The 14,119-nt window shown below is 58.8% G+C and carries 14 protein-coding genes; 9 read left to right on the forward strand and 5 right to left on the reverse strand.

Annotated features, from left to right (window positions below; translation table 11 throughout):
• Positions 1 to 213 precede the first annotated feature (213 nt).
• From HU718_RS05925 to HU718_RS05945, 5 genes are all read left to right on the forward strand, one after another.
• Positions 214 to 1,608, forward strand: a complete 1,395-nt coding sequence (locus tag HU718_RS05925; RefSeq protein ID WP_102900624.1) for a PhoH family protein — start codon at positions 214 to 216, stop codon at positions 1,606 to 1,608.
• 239 nt (positions 1,609 to 1,847) lie between these two features.
• Positions 1,848 to 2,321, forward strand: a complete 474-nt coding sequence (moaC, locus tag HU718_RS05930) for a cyclic pyranopterin monophosphate synthase MoaC (protein WP_038357633.1) — start codon at positions 1,848 to 1,850, stop codon at positions 2,319 to 2,321.
• Positions 2,318 to 2,560 (forward strand): MoaD/ThiS family protein, encoded by a 243-nt coding sequence (locus HU718_RS05935; protein WP_186612388.1) that lies wholly within the window; start codon positions 2,318 to 2,320, stop codon positions 2,558 to 2,560. Before moaC ends, HU718_RS05935 begins: the two co-directional genes overlap by 4 nt.
• A gap of 3 nt (positions 2,561 to 2,563) precedes the next feature.
• Positions 2,564 to 3,016, forward strand: a complete 453-nt coding sequence (gene moaE, locus HU718_RS05940; RefSeq protein ID WP_038357637.1) for a molybdopterin synthase catalytic subunit MoaE — start codon at positions 2,564 to 2,566, stop codon at positions 3,014 to 3,016.
• A gap of 272 nt (positions 3,017 to 3,288) precedes the next feature.
• Positions 3,289 to 4,065, forward strand: coding sequence for an ABC transporter substrate-binding protein (locus HU718_RS05945; protein WP_186612389.1), 777 nt, complete (start codon positions 3,289 to 3,291; stop codon positions 4,063 to 4,065).
• Between the two features lie 101 nt (positions 4,066 to 4,166).
• Here HU718_RS05945 and HU718_RS05950 read toward each other — a convergent pair whose 3' ends face one another.
• The 5 genes from HU718_RS05950 to HU718_RS05970 form a co-directional block, all read right to left on the reverse strand.
• Positions 4,167 to 4,793: a helix-turn-helix transcriptional regulator gene (locus HU718_RS05950; RefSeq protein WP_064393297.1), complete on the reverse strand. Its 627-nt coding sequence runs from the start codon at positions 4,791 to 4,793 to the stop codon at positions 4,167 to 4,169.
• A 93-nt stretch (positions 4,794 to 4,886) separates the two neighbouring features.
• The gene (locus HU718_RS05955) at positions 4,887 to 6,014 is read right to left on the reverse strand and encodes an NAD(P)/FAD-dependent oxidoreductase (RefSeq protein ID WP_186612390.1); all 1,128 of its coding nucleotides are present in this window, start codon (positions 6,012 to 6,014) and stop codon (positions 4,887 to 4,889) included.
• A 150-nt stretch (positions 6,015 to 6,164) separates the two neighbouring features.
• Positions 6,165 to 7,109, reverse strand: a complete 945-nt coding sequence (locus HU718_RS05960; protein ID WP_186612391.1) for an ornithine cyclodeaminase family protein — start codon at positions 7,107 to 7,109, stop codon at positions 6,165 to 6,167.
• 135 nt (positions 7,110 to 7,244) lie between these two features.
• Positions 7,245 to 8,723, reverse strand: a complete 1,479-nt coding sequence (gene rhlB / locus HU718_RS05965; protein WP_095119383.1) for an ATP-dependent RNA helicase RhlB — start codon at positions 8,721 to 8,723, stop codon at positions 7,245 to 7,247.
• Positions 8,724 to 8,820: 97 nt separating this feature from the next.
• Entirely contained in the window at positions 8,821 to 9,477 is a 657-nt protein-coding gene (locus HU718_RS05970; protein WP_095119382.1) for an alpha/beta hydrolase, read from the reverse strand.
• 468 nt (positions 9,478 to 9,945) lie between these two features.
• Here HU718_RS05970 and HU718_RS05975 point away from each other — a divergent pair, with 468 nt between their 5' ends.
• The 4 genes from HU718_RS05975 to HU718_RS05990 all read left to right on the forward strand — a co-directional run bounded on the left by HU718_RS05975 (position 9,946) and on the right by HU718_RS05990 (position 14,108).
• A complete protein-coding gene (locus HU718_RS05975; protein WP_007914328.1) occupies positions 9,946 to 10,977 on the forward strand; it encodes an amino acid ABC transporter substrate-binding protein in 1,032 nt (343 codons plus the stop codon).
• 66 nt (positions 10,978 to 11,043) lie between these two features.
• Entirely contained in the window at positions 11,044 to 12,225 is a 1,182-nt protein-coding gene (locus HU718_RS05980; RefSeq protein ID WP_007914329.1) for an amino acid ABC transporter permease, read from the forward strand.
• Between the two features lie 10 nt (positions 12,226 to 12,235).
• Positions 12,236 to 13,330, forward strand: coding sequence for an amino acid ABC transporter permease (locus HU718_RS05985; protein ID WP_007949911.1), 1,095 nt, complete (start codon positions 12,236 to 12,238; stop codon positions 13,328 to 13,330).
• 13 nt (positions 13,331 to 13,343) lie between these two features.
• Complete coding sequence (locus HU718_RS05990; protein WP_038357653.1) at positions 13,344 to 14,108, forward strand: amino acid ABC transporter ATP-binding protein; 765 nt, start codon at positions 13,344 to 13,346, stop codon at positions 14,106 to 14,108.
• The last annotated feature ends 11 nt before the right edge of the window (positions 14,109 to 14,119 follow it).

Raw genomic sequence — 14,119 nt, forward strand, 5'->3', positions numbered from 1 at the left:
TAAACTTAAAAAAACCGTCAAAGTACTTTTTTATGTCATCGGTTTTGGAGTATTACGAAGACAGACCGCCGAAACCTGCAACACAGGTGGCGTCTTCCAAGACCCGTTTGTTTGCAGTCACTTGAATCTCCGCAGGTGAGATTTCGGCAGTCACTTCGAGGCGCAGCACCGCTCAGGTATTGCGTCTACTGGCTCTGACAAAGGTGACCGAGTATGGATGATCACGGACGTAGCCCTTCCTCCAACCAGCCAATCCTTTATGTACTCGATACCAACGTATTGATTCACGATCCAAACGCCCTGCTGAATTTCGAAGAACACCACGTCGCGATCCCGATGACCGTGCTTGAAGAGCTGGACAAGCTCAAGAGCGGGCATCACAGCGTGGCTGCTGAATGCCGTCAGGCCATCCGGTTGATCGACAAGACCCTGGGCGATGCGTCCCCGGAAGACGTCGAACTGGGTGTGCCGATCCAGCGCGGCAAGGGCGGACCGAAGGGCTTGCTGTCAATTCTGATGAGCAAGCAGGCCGAATCGAACCTGATTCTGCCCGAGCATCTGAACGACAACAAAATCATCAACCAACTGATCGACCTGCACACCCGCGACCCGAAAAAACCGGTGGTGCTGGTCACCAAAGACATCAACATGCGCCTCAAGGCGCGCGCCTGCGGTATTGCCTCCGAGGACTACAGCACCGACCAACTGGTCGACGACGTGTCCCTGTTGCCCAACGGCTACCACAACATGACCGGCTCCTTCTGGGACCGCGTGAGCAAGGTCGACACCCGTCAGGATCACGGCCGCACCTGGCATCAAGTGCAACTGATCGACAACTTGCCGGCAGTGCACATCAACGAGTTCATCATTGATGAACAGGGCTTTGTCGGCTGGATCAAGGAGATTGACGAGGCCAAACTGCTGATCCTCGACCTGCATCAGGAACCGCTGCTGCACCAAGAGGCGTGGGGGCTCAAACCGCGCGACATCTATCAGAGCCTGGCGCTGTATGCGCTGCTGGATCCGGACATCCATCTGGTCAACCTGTCCGGCGCCGCCGGTTCCGGTAAGACCATTCTGGCGCTGGCCGCTGCGATCGAGCAGACCATGGTCAGCAAACGTTATCGCCGAATCATCGCCACTCGCAGCGTGCAGGGCCTTGACCAGGAGATCGGTTTCCTGCCCGGCACCGAAGCGGAAAAAATGGAGCCTTGGCTGGGCGCCATCACCGACAACCTCGAAGCCTTGCACATGGATGACGAAAACACCCATGGCAGCGTCGATTACATCCTCAGCAAAGTGCCGTTGCAGTTCAAATCGCTCAACTACATTCGCGGTCGCAGCTTCCAGCAGAGCCTGATCCTGATCGACGAATGCCAGAACCTCACGCCGCACCAGATGAAAACCATCATCACCCGTGCCGGCGCCGGTTCCAAAGTGGTGTGCCTGGGCAACCTCGCACAGATCGACACCCCTTACCTGTCCGCGACCAGCTCCGGGCTGACCTACCTGACCGAACGCTTCAAGGATTTCCCCAACGGTGTGCACATCACCCTGCAAGGGGTGCCTCGCTCGATTCTGGCTGAATACGCCGAAACCCATCTGTAACCCTTCATCCAAAACCGGGCGGCCAAAAAGCCGCCCGGTTTTTTTATGGATAAATGCATATCCCCTGTGGGAGCGAGCCTGCTCGCGAATACGGTGTATCAGTCGACATTTATAGTGAATCTGAATCCGCTTTCGCGAGCAGGCTCGCTCCCACAGGGGGCAACGGTGATTTCATAATCAGTGATGCGGAATTTTGACCCGCAGGTTTACAATCCACGCTCCTGATCAGGAGTAATCCCGTGCTGACTCATCTCGATTCCCAAGGTCGCGCCAACATGGTCGACGTCACCGAAAAAGCCGTGACGTTCCGTGAAGCGACGGCCCAAGCGCTGGTGCGCATGCTCCCCGCAACGCTGCAGATGATCGTCAGCGGCGGCCATCCCAAGGGCGACGTGTTCGCCGTGGCGCGCATTGCCGGCATTCAAGCGGCGAAGAAAACCAGCGATCTGATTCCCCTGTGCCATCCGCTGATGCTCACCGGCGTCAAAGTCGAACTCAGCGCGGATGGCGATGACACCGTGCGCATCGTCGCCCGTTGCAAATTGTCCGGGCAGACCGGTGTGGAAATGGAAGCATTGACCGCCGCCAGCGTTGCCGCCCTGACCATTTATGACATGTGCAAAGCCGTCGATCGTGGCATGACCATCGAAAGCGTGCGCTTGCTGGAGAAGGTCGGCGGCAAGAGCGGGCACTTTCAAGCGGAGCAGCCATGAACCTGACCGTGAAATTTTTTGCCCGTTACCGTGAAGCTTTGGGCGTGGATTCGCTGAAGATTGAGGGTGATTTCGCTACCGTCGACGACGTGCGTGTGCTGTTGGCGCAACGTGATGGCGCTGAAGTGCTGAGCGAACAGAACCTGATGTGCGCACGTAACGAAGACCTCTGCCAGCTCGATGAACCAGTGGTCGATGGCGACGAAGTGGCGTTTTTCCCCACCGTGACCGGAGGCTGAGCCATGGCGATTCGTGTGCAGGCCACGCCGTTCGACCCAGGCGCTGAAGTCAACGCGATGCACGCGGCTAATGTCGGCGTCGGCGCAGTGGTGAGTTTTGTCGGCTACGTGCGCGACTTCAACGATGGGCTGGATGTGGCCGGGATGTTCCTTGAACACTACCCAGGCATGACCGAAAAGGCCCTTGGCAAGATCGCCATCGAAGCCGAACAGCGCTGGCCGCTGTTGAAGCTGGAAGTGCTGCACCGCATCGGCGCGCTGGAGCCGGGTGAGCCGATCGTGTTTGTCGGCGCCGCCAGTGCCCATCGCCAGGCCGCATTCGATGCCTGCGCTTTCGTCATGGACTACCTGAAAACCCGTGCACCGTTCTGGAAGAAAGAAAACACCAGCGATGGCCCGCGTTGGGTTGAAGGGCGGGACAGTGATCATGCCGCGGCGGATCGCTGGAAAAAGTAAGTCTTGTAGCGCCCTTCAGTAAGCCTTCGCGAGCAAGCTCGCTCCCACATTGGATCTTCATGAACGCAGATATTGTGTTCGCTACAGATCCCCTGTGGGAGCGAGCCTGCTCGCGAAGGCGTCATCTGCATCACCACAATCCTCCCGCCTGGCCCGATTGACGGCATGTACATATAAGTCCAGTATGGATTTCCAAGTACAAAAAATCCCATCTGTTTTTCAGCTCTTTCTTCTGTCTTGCCAAACCAACAACAACCTGCGAGAGAACGAACATGAAGAAACTCCCCCTCATCACCGGTCTGGTCCTCAGCCTGTTAGCCTCAGCCAGCGCGTTCGCCGCCGAACAAACCCTGCGCATCGGCATCGAAGCCGCTTACCCGCCATTTGCGTCGAAAACCGATAAAGGCGAAATCGTCGGTTTCGACTACGACATCGGCAACGCCCTGTGCGCGCAGATGAAGGTCAAGTGCGTGTGGGTCGAAGGTGAGTTTGATGGTCTGATCCCTTCGCTGAAAGTGAAGAAAATCGACATGGCGCTGTCATCGATGACCATCAACGAAGACCGCAAGAAGTCGGTGGATTTCACCCACAAGTACTACTTCACTTCGTCGCGACTGGTGATGAAGGAAGGCGCAACGGTCGATGACCAGTACGCCAGCCTCAAGGGCAAGAACGTCGGCGTGCAGCGCGCAACGACTACTGACCGTTATGCCACCGAGGTGTTCGAGCCGAAGGGCATCAACGTCAAGCGCTACAGCAACAACGAAGAGATCTACATGGATCTGGCGGCGGGGCGGCTGGATGCGATTTTTGCCGACACTATTCCGCTCAATGACTTTCTGTCGATGCCGCGGGGCAAGGGTTATGCGTTTGTCGGGCCTGAGTTGAAGGATCCGAAGTACGTGGGCGAGGGCGCGGGGATTGCGGTGCGCAAGGGTAATGCCGAACTGGTCAGCCAGTTGAATGGCGCGATTGATGGCATTCGTGCGAGTGGCGAGTACCAGAAGATTTCCGAGAAGTATTTCAAGTCCGATATCTACGGCGACTGATAGTCCGCTATCGCGAGCAGGCTCACTCCTACATTTGGAATGCGTTCCCCCTGTAGGAGTGAGCCTGCTCGCGATGGCGTCAGAGAAATCACCGCAAATCTCTAGCCCTTCATTTCCTTCAAATGCTTGTACACCGTCGCCCGCCCCATGTTCAGCACATTGGCCACATAGTTCGAGGCGCTCTTGCCTTTGAACGCGCCTTCGGCGTGCAGTGCCAGCACCAGTTCACGCTTGTGATCGCGGGTCAGCACATTCAGGCTCAGTTGCCGCTCACGCAGCCAGGCGTGGAGGAAAGTGTTGATGCGCTCCTGCCAGTCATCACGAAACAGTGAGTCCGGTTGTGGAATCAGCTTGCTCGGCGAGAGGAACAGGTCCAGCGCCGCCTTGGCATTTTCGAACAGCGAAATATTCAGATTGATGCACAGCACCGCCAGCGGCAGGCCTTCGCTGTCGCGCAGGACGCTGCTCAGGCTGCGAATCTTCTGGCCGTCCCAATTGAGCTTTTCGTACGGACCGATATTGCGGTCACTGACATCCTCACTGAGCATGTCTTCCAGCGACGAGTCGTCGCCGATCTCGCGTTTGGACAGGTTGTTGGCGATGTAATCGACCTTCTGCGTGCGCAGGTCGTGCAGCACTACTTCGGCGTGCGGAAAGAACAGTGTGGCGATGGCATCGGCGATGGCGCGGAAGTTATCCAGCGCCGGGTCGAACTCAGGGGCGGTCATGACAGTGGAGCTCCAGGCAGCGTCAACGCCCCCGTGATCAGGAGGCGCTGCGAGTGTGCCGCAATCCGTTGTGCGCGTCATCCGGGTGGACGATCAGGCGAGGCGGGCAGGGGAGAGCATGGCGCTGCTCAGGCCGAAGTTGCGCAAGTGCTCGGGCAACGGCTCGCCGCGCACCAATGCCGCACTGGCCTGGCCCATCGCTGGCGAAGTCTGGATGCCGTAGCCGCCTTGCGCGGCGACCCAGAACAGCCCCGGCACCTGCGGATCGAAACCGCTGAGCAGATCACCATCGCCGACGAAACTGCGCAGCCCGGCCCAGGTGCGGGTCGGGCGGCGGATGGTCAGCGTCGTGGCTTCTTCGATCTGGTAGATGCCCATGGCGATGTCCAGTTCTTCCGGCTGCACATCGTGAGGTTCGACCGGGTCGGCGTTGGCCGGCGAGCCGAGGAACATGCCGGCGTCAGGCTTCATATAGAAGGATTCGTCGAGGCTGACCAGCATTGGCCAGTGATGAATATCGAGGCCTTCGGGGCCGGCGAAAATAAATGCGGCGCGGCGTTTCGGTTGCAGGCCCAGCGGCTTGGCGCCGGCCAGTGCGCCGATTTTGTCGGCCCAGGCGCCGGCGGCGTTGATGATTACCGGTGCGCTGAAGGTCTGGCCGTTGGTTTGCACGTGCCAGAGGCCGTCGGCGTCGCGGTTCAGGCCGAGTACTTCGCAATCGGTGTGCACTTCGCCGTGGTTACGGCGGATGCCGCGCAGGTAACCTTGGTGCAGGGCGTCGGTGTCGATGTCACTGGCGCTCGGGTCGTAGATCGCGCCGTGGACTTTTTCCCGGCGCAGGATCGGCAGTCGCGCACAGGCTTCGTCGGCGCTGAGCAATTGCATCTCCGGCACGGTGGCTTTGGCGCTGAGGTATTGGTTGTTCAGTTCGGCAGAGTCGCCGGTGAAATCCACGGTCATCTCGCCGCGTGGGGTCAGCAGCGGGTGTTCGCAGAAACCGGCCGGCGGATGATCGAAAAACGCACGACTGGCCTGGGTCAGGGCGCGTACTTGTGGTGTGCCGTACGCGGCGGTGAACAGCGCGGCGGAGCGTCCGGTGGAGTGATAGGCCGGGTGCGATTCACGTTCGAGCACGATCACTTTGCCGTGGGGCGACAGCCAGAAACCGCTGGAAGCGCCGGCAATCCCGCCGCCGATGATGATGAAATCTGCCTGGCTCATGAAGGTCTCCAGTGGATACGCAATATCAAAGCGTTCGCTAGTCCCTTGTGGGAGCGAGCCTGCTCGCGAAAGCGGTGTGTCAGTCGACATCTTCGGTGAATATCAGACCGCATTCGCGAGCAGGCTCGCTCCCACAGGGGATTCGTGCTGTTAGTGGGTCAAGCGATAAATCGCATTGGCGAGGGCGATGTCTTCCAGGCCCAAGCCGATTGAGCGGAAAAACACGTGACGATCGTAATCCGGGCGCTGCACTTTTTCGCTGAGCAGATCGGCGAGATCACCAACAATTAAATCCTTGCTCCAGCCATGTTGTTCACTGGCAATCAACATCTCCCCGGCCGACCCCGGCGTGGTCAGACGATAGTCGCAGAACACCTGCATGTCGTTGAGGCTCTGCGGCGGGACTTCGTGGGCACGTGGGGCGTTGGTGCTGATCGAGGTGATCAGGGCCGGTTTGCTCAGCGCGGCAGGATCGATCACCTGGCCGGGGGACGAGGTGCACAGCATGATCACATCAGCCTCGGCAATGGCCGCTTCACGGCTATCGGCAATTTTCAGATTGGGCGTGATGGCTTTCAACAATGCCTGGGTTTGCGCGTCGGCGGACAGGCTAGGCGAATACAGGCTGATGCTCTGCCAGTCACGCAGCGATTTCACGTAGTGCAAATGCGCCTGGGCAACCTTGCCGCTGCCGATGATCGCCAGTCGCGTGGCATTGACCGGAGCGAGGGCGTCGACCGCAACGGCGGTGGTCGCGGCGGTGCGCGCGGTGGTCAGTTCACCGGCATCGCAGAGCAGCAGCGGTTGGCCGGTTTTCATCGACATCAGCAGCGTCCACGCCGTCACCAGCGGGCCTTGCTCACGAACGATGTAGGGCGAGGTCTTCACACCGTACACGCCGTCTTCAGCCAGTACGCCCAAGTAGTTGATGAAGTCGCCGGCACCTTGAGGAAATTCCACCAGTTGTTGCGCCGGTTGCACGGCATTACCCGCTGCAAGATCGCGAAACAGTTTGCGCAGAATCTGCGGCACGTCGATGCGCACCAGAAGCTCGCGGGCCTGATGCTGGTCGATCACGTAGGGCGTACTGGACATGTCAGGCTCCGGAGTCTTATTTAAACTAATTTGTCCATTATGGACTTTTAGTTTTCTCCCGCAAGCACCTCATGAAACGCCGGGCGAAAAAAAAGCGCAGTCCGTTGCCGGCTGCGCTTTTCTTTTAAACGTCGCTTACTGCGGACGCTTGCGCTCAACCGCACGCAACAGATGCGTCGGCGGCGTTTCACAGCTGATCTTGCGACCGAGCTTTTCTTCGATGGACGGCAACTGGTAGGAGTCGTCCTCACCGGCGAAGCTGATCGACACGCCGTCGGCGCCAGCACGACCGGTCCGGCCGATGCGGTGCACGTAGTCGTCCGGGACTTCCGGCAGGGTGAAGTTGATCACGTGGCTGATGCCGTCGATGTGGATGCCGCGACCGGCCACATCGGTGGCGACCAGTACGCGAATCTTGCCTTCGCGGAAACCTTCCAGAGTCTTGATGCGCTTGTGCTGCGGCACGTCGCCGGACAACTGCGCCGCATTCACACCGTCGCGCACCAGACGTTCTTCAATGCGGCGCACTTCGTCCTTGCGGTTGGCGAAGACCATCACCCGCTCCCAGCCATTATCGTTGACCAGGTTGTAGAGCAATTTGTACTTGTCGGCACCGGCCACGGCGTAGATGTGTTGCTCGACGTTTTCGCTGGCGACGTTGGTGACTTCGATTTCGACGATGGACGGATCGGTCGTCCATTGCTTTGCGAGGTTCATCACGTCTTCAGTGAAGGTCGCGGAGAACAGCAAGGTCTGGCGCTCGGACTTCGGCGGCGTCTGGCGAATGATCTGGCGTACTTGCGGGATGAAGCCCATGTCGAGCATGCGGTCGGCTTCGTCCAGCACCATCACTTCGACCATGTCCAGATGCACGTCGCCGCGCTGGTTGAAGTCGAGCAGGCGGCCCGGGGTTGCCACGAGAATGTCGCAGTGGCGCGCTTCGAGGTGCTTGAGCTGCTTGTCAAAGTCCATGCCGCCAACAAACGTCATGACGTTGAGGCCGGTGTACTTGGTCAGGTCGGCGGCGTCCTTGGCGATCTGCACCACCAGCTCACGGGTCGGCGCGATGATCAGCGCACGGGGTTCGCCCATGTAGCGTTCTTTCGGCGGCGGCGTTTGCAACAGTTGGGTGATGATCGAAATCAGAAACGCGGCGGTTTTGCCGGTGCCGGTCTGTGCGCGACCAATGGCGTCTTTGCCGGCGAGGGTGAAACCCAGCACCTGCGCCTGGATCGGCGTGCAATACGGGAAGCCCAGATCCTGAATGGCGTGCATCAGTTCTGGCGACAGTTTGAAATCATGGAAGCGGGTTTTGCCTTCCTGTGGCTCGACGACGAAATCTTCGAGTTTCCACGGAATAACCGGTGCCTTGGGCTTCGGTTCGCGGCGCGGTCTGGCCGGTTTCGGCGCTTCGCTGCGGGCAGGTTCGGCGGCGATTGACGCGGCCGGTGCAGGTTGCGGTTCTGCCTTCGGTGCCGCTACGTGAGCGGGGCGGTCGGCCTGTGGGGCATCGCTGCGATGACCGGGGGCGTGCGACGGCGCACTGGGAACTGGCGCGAGCTGCTCAGCCTCGCTTTTACCGAACATCTTCTTGAGTGCTTTGAGCACGGTCATCTCATCAATTGGTTAAGGAATGTACGCCGGCCAGTGTAATGCAAGAAACGGGCGCGGCGTAGGGGGAGGGATCAAAGGGCGATTTTAATCTCGACGCTTAGCGCAGACGTTCGCTCAACCAGACGCCGATGTCGCGAATTTCCTCGGGTAACACTTCGTGCTCCATTGGGTATTCCTGCCATGTCACGGTGACACCATGCTTCACCAAATGCTCGTAGGCACTGCGGCCCATCGAGTTCTGCACCACGCCATCGAACTGACCGTGCAGACACAGCGCGGGAATCCGCTGCTGACTGGCTGAAAGCTGCATGTCATCGCTGAACGTCGGCGCATAAGTCGACAGAGCAAGTACACCACCCAGTGCGCCTTGCCATTTCACAAAAGCGGTGTGCAAAACGACAGCGCCACCTTGGGAAAAACCGGCAAGGAAAATCCGCGAGGCGTCTATTCCGCTGGCGCGCTCGTTTTCGATCAATTCGATGATGCGATCCGCCGATGCTTCCAACTGGTCACGGTCAATCGCCCGCGCCGGGCTCATGGCTTTAATGTCGTACCAGCTCGGCATGGCATATCCGCCATTTATCGTCACTGGAAGTGTGGGCGCCTGCGGCAGCACGAAGCGTGTGCTCAGCAAGCTTTCTTGCAGCGCTTCGGCCACTGGCAAAAAGTCATAGCGATCGGCGCCGAGGCCGTGCAGCCAGATCACGCAGGCGTCTGCGGGCTTAACAGGCTGAAGAATCAAGGGCTCGGTCATGTCTGCTCCAAATATGTGCGGGCGCTCTCATTGAGTGCGTGATTCGAGTGCGCGTCCGGTTGATCCGTTAAGAAGATGTCGCAAGGTTACAAGTTTTGCTATTGACCTGTCGCCGAATCGATTCGGCGAGCGGTGTGGTACGGGCTTTGCTATGGAAGGTTCTGTACGAAGCATCCTACGCGTGGCGGTAACACTATCAGTGTACGACCCGCGACGGGATGGCAAAGAATCCGGTGATGGATGTTCGCCAATGGCCGCTACGGGCGCAGCGAACGTGAAAGGGCTACAGCCCGTTCGGCCGATTGGTGAGAAGTGAGTTGTCCATGATGTGGATTTTCTCCTACTAGACTCATAGCGAAGGTCTTACGTCGGTTGACCCCAAAAAAAGCCAACACGGGTCAACAACGCCTCAAAAGGGTGCGACTGGACTCAAGCTCCGACACAACAAGAGCAAAACTGGAGGTTTGAATGAAGATGTTGAAATCCACCCTGGCCATCGTGACTGCAGCAACAGTACTCGGTGTCAGCGGGTTCGCTCAGGCGGGTGCAACCCTGGATGCAGTGCAGAAGAAAGGTTTCGTGCAGTGTGGCGTGAGCGACGGTCTGCCGGGCTTCTCGGTACCGGACGCAACCGGCAAGATCCTCGGGATCGACGCTGACGTCTGCCGCGCTGTGGCCGCTGCCGTATTCGGCGACGCGACCAAGGTCAAGTTCAGTCAGTTGAACGCCAAGGAGCGCTTCACCGCGCTGCAATCGGGCGAGATCGACATCCTGTCGCGCAACACCACCATGACCAGTTCGCGTGACGCGGGCATGGGCCTGAAATTCCCGGGCTTCATTACCTACTACGACGGCATCGGCTTCCTGGTGAATAACAAACTGGGCGTGAAGAGTGCCAAAGAGCTGGACGGTGCAACCATCTGCATCCAGGCTGGCACCACCACCGAGCTGAACGTTTCCGACTACTTCCGTGGCAACGGTCTGAAATACACCCCGATCACTTTCGACACCTCCGATGAAAGCGCCAAGTCGCTGGAATCCGGTCGTTGCGACGTGCTGACCTCCGACAAGTCCCAACTGTTCGCCCAGCGCTCCAAGCTGGCATCGCCGAAGGACTACGTGGTTCTGCCGGAAACCATTTCCAAAGAACCGCTGGGCCCGGTCGTGCGTAACGGCGACGACGAGTGGCTGGCCATCGTCCGTTGGGTCGGCTACGCGCTGCTCAACACCGAAGAAGCCGGCATCACTTCGAAAAACGTCGAAGCTGAAGCCAAGTCGACCAAGAACCCGGACGTTGCCCGTATGCTCGGCGCTGACGGCGAGTACGGCAAAGACCTGAAACTGCCGAAAGACTGGGTTGTGCAGATCGTCAAACAAGTCGGCAACTACGGCGAAATCTTCGAGAAAAACCTCGGCAAGAGCACTCCGCTGGAAATCGACCGCGGCTTGAACGCCCTGTGGAACAACGGCGGCATTCAGTACGCACCACCAGTGCGCTAATGGTTCTATCACCCGGCGGGCCAACCGCCGGGTGATGTTCTTGTTCCATTTTTTCCGGGGCACTTCATGCAAAATTCAATCGGCGCACCAAAGCAGAGGCTCAGCCTCAGCGATCCACGAGTGCGTGCGTGGCTATTCCAGATCATCACCGTTGTGGCGGTGGTCTCGCTGGGCTGGTACTTGTTCGACAACACGCAAACCAACCTTCAGCACCGGGGCATTACCTCCGGTTTCGGCTTTCTGGAGCGCAGTGCCGGGTTCGGCATCGCTCAACACCTGATCGACTACACCGAAGCGGACAGCTATGCCCGCGTCTTTGTCATCGGTCTGCTTAACACTTTGTTGGTGACGGTGATCGGCGTGGTTCTGGCGACGATCCTCGGTTTCATCATCGGTGTGGCGCGGCTGTCGCAGAACTGGATCATCAGCAAACTGGCGACTGTGTATGTGGAAGTGTTCCGCAACATTCCGCCGCTGCTGCAAATCCTGTTCTGGTACTTCGCGGTATTCCTGACCATGCCGGGGCCGCGCAACAGCCACAACTTCGGCGACACCTTCTTCGTCAGCAGCCGTGGCCTGAACATGCCGGCCGCGCTGGCGGCTGATGGTTTCTGGGCGTTCGTGATCAGCATCGTGGTGGCCATTGTCGGCATCGTGCTGATGACGCGCTGGGCCAACAAACGCTTTGAAGAAACCGGCGTGCCGTTCCACAAGTTCTGGGTAGGCCTGGCGATTCTGCTGGTGATCCCGACCTTGTGCGCACTGATCTTCGGCGCTCCGCTGCATTGGGAAATGCCCGAGCTCAAAGGCTTCAACTTTGTTGGCGGCTGGGTGCTGATCCCGGAGCTGCTTGCCTTGACCTTGGCCCTGACCGTGTACACCGCGGCGTTCATTGCCGAGATCGTGCGTTCCGGGATCAAGTCGGTCAGCCATGGTCAGACCGAAGCGGCGCGTTCCCTCGGCCTGCGCAACGGTCCGACCCTGCGCAAGGTGATCATTCCGCAAGCCCTGCGCGTGATCATTCCGCCGCTGACCAGCCAATACCTCAACCTGGCGAAAAACTCTTCGCTGGCCGCCGGTATCGGTTACCCGGAAATGGTGTCGCTGTTCGCCGGCACGGTGCTTAACCAGACCGGTCAGGCGATCGAGGTGATTGCCATCACCATGAGCGTGTACCTGGCGATCAGTATCAGCATTTCCCTGCTGATGAACTGGTACAACAAGCGCATTGCGCTGATCGAGCGGTAAGGAAAAGCGCATGAGTACTCATACTTTCAAACCCGACATGCCCCCACCGAACAGCAGCATCGGCGTGGTGGCGTGGATGCGCGCGAACATGTTCTCCAGCTGGCTCAATACCCTGCTGACGCTGTTTGCGTTCTACCTGATCTACCTCGTGGTGCCACCGATCCTCAGTTGGGCGATTGTCGATGCCAACTGGGTCGGCACCACCCGCGCCGACTGCACCAAGGAGGGCGCCTGCTGGGTGTTCATTCAGCAGCGTTTCGGCCAGTTCATGTACGGCTACTACCCGACGGAACTGCGCTGGCGCGTCGACCTGACCGTGTGGCTGGCGGTGATCGGCGCGGCGCCATTGTTCATCTCGCGTGTGCCGCGTAAAGCGATCTACGGGCTGAGCTTCCTGGTGTTGTACCCGATCATTGCGTTCACCCTGCTGCACGGCGGTTTCGGTCTGACCCCGGTGGCAACCAGCCAGTGGGGCGGCCTGATGCTGACCCTGGTGATCGCCACTGTCGGTATTGCCGGTGCTTTGCCGCTGGGGATTGTGCTGGCGTTGGGTCGTCGCTCGAACATGCCGGCGATTCGTGTGGTCTGCGTGACCTTCATCGAGTTCTGGCGCGGCGTGCCGTTGATTACCGTGCTGTTCATGTCTTCGGTGATGCTGCCGCTGTTCCTGCCGGAAGGCATGAACTTTGACAAGCTGCTGCGGGCGCTGATCGGCGTGATCCTGTTCCAGTCGGCCTATGTCGCCGAAGTGGTGCGCGGCGGTCTGCAAGCGATTCCCAAAGGTCAGTACGAAGCGGCTGCGGCGATGGGCCTCGGTTACTGGCGCTCGATGGGCCTGGTGATTCTGCCGCAAGCCCTGAAGCTGGTGATTCCCGGCATCGTCAACACCTTCATTGCGCTGTTCAAGGACACCAGCCTTGTGATCATCATCGGCCTGTTTGACCTGCTCAACAGCGTCAAGCAAGCCGCTGCCGATCCGAAATGGCTGGGCATGGCCACCGAAGGCTACGTGTTCGCCGCCCTGGTGTTCTGGATTTTCTGTTTTGGTATGTCGCGCTATTCCATGCATCTGGAACGCAAGCTCGACACTGGCCACAAGCGTTAGGAGTTCTCTGTAAATGAGCGAAGCAATCAAAAAGCCTGCAGGTCCTGAAGGCATTATTCAGATGCAGGGCGTCAACAAGTGGTACGGCCAGTTCCACGTGCTGAAAGACATCAACCTCAACGTCAAACAGGGCGAGCGTATCGTCCTGTGCGGCCCGTCGGGTTCCGGCAAATCGACGACGATTCGTTGCCTCAATCGTCTGGAAGAACACCAGCAGGGCCGCATCGTTGTTGATGGCGTGGAACTGACCAACGACCTCAAGCAGATCGAAGCGATCCGCCGCGAAGTCGGCATGGTGTTCCAGCACTTCAACCTGTTCCCGCACCTGACCATTTTGCAGAACTGCACCCTGGCGCCGATGTGGGTGCGCAAGATGCCCAAGCGCAAGGCCGAGGAAATCGCCATGCATTATCTGGAGCGCGTACGCATTCCGGAGCAGGCGCACAAATTCCCGGGGCAACTGTCCGGTGGTCAGCAGCAGCGTGTGGCGATTGCTCGCGCGCTGTGCATGAAACCGAAAATCATGCTGTTCGATGAACCGACTTCAGCGCTCGATCCGGAGATGGTGAAAGAGGTTCTGGACACCATGATCGGTCTGGCCGAAGACGGCATGACCATGCTCTGCGTGACTCACGAAATGGGCTTTGCCCGCACCGTGGCGAACCGTGTGATCTTCATGGATAAAGGTGAAATCGTTGAGCAGGCGGCGCCGAATGACTTCTTCGATAATCCGCAGAATGAGCGGACGAAGTTGTTCTTGAGTCAGATTTTGCATTGATGGTTTGTGTG

Origin of the sequence: Pseudomonas tensinigenes (assembly GCF_014268445.2) — a bacterium.
GTDB classification, from domain to species: Bacteria; Pseudomonadota; Gammaproteobacteria; order Pseudomonadales; family Pseudomonadaceae; genus Aquipseudomonas; species Aquipseudomonas tensinigenes.

Coding starts and splice junctions, on each gene's coding strand:
- HU718_RS05980 (WP_007914329.1), top strand. CDS start 11,044: ATGCAAAATTCAATCGGCGCACCAAAGCAGAGGCTCAGCCTCAGCGAT.
- HU718_RS05950 (WP_064393297.1), bottom strand. CDS start 4,793: ATGACCGCCCCTGAGTTCGACCCGGCGCTGGATAACTTCCGCGCCATC.
- HU718_RS05970 (WP_095119382.1), bottom strand. CDS start 9,477: ATGACCGAGCCCTTGATTCTTCAGCCTGTTAAGCCCGCAGACGCCTGC.
- HU718_RS05955 (WP_186612390.1), bottom strand. CDS start 6,014: ATGAGCCAGGCAGATTTCATCATCATCGGCGGCGGGATTGCCGGCGCT.
- moaE (WP_038357637.1), top strand. CDS start 2,564: ATGGCGATTCGTGTGCAGGCCACGCCGTTCGACCCAGGCGCTGAAGTC.
- HU718_RS05945 (WP_186612389.1), top strand. CDS start 3,289: ATGAAGAAACTCCCCCTCATCACCGGTCTGGTCCTCAGCCTGTTAGCC.
- HU718_RS05960 (WP_186612391.1), bottom strand. CDS start 7,109: ATGTCCAGTACGCCCTACGTGATCGACCAGCATCAGGCCCGCGAGCTT.
- HU718_RS05985 (WP_007949911.1), top strand. CDS start 12,236: ATGAGTACTCATACTTTCAAACCCGACATGCCCCCACCGAACAGCAGC.
- HU718_RS05990 (WP_038357653.1), top strand. CDS start 13,344: ATGAGCGAAGCAATCAAAAAGCCTGCAGGTCCTGAAGGCATTATTCAG.
- HU718_RS05935 (WP_186612388.1), top strand. CDS start 2,318: ATGAACCTGACCGTGAAATTTTTTGCCCGTTACCGTGAAGCTTTGGGC.
- HU718_RS05925 (WP_102900624.1), top strand. CDS start 214: ATGGATGATCACGGACGTAGCCCTTCCTCCAACCAGCCAATCCTTTAT.
- rhlB (WP_095119383.1), bottom strand. CDS start 8,723: ATGACCGTGCTCAAAGCACTCAAGAAGATGTTCGGTAAAAGCGAGGCT.
- HU718_RS05975 (WP_007914328.1), top strand. CDS start 9,946: ATGAAGATGTTGAAATCCACCCTGGCCATCGTGACTGCAGCAACAGTA.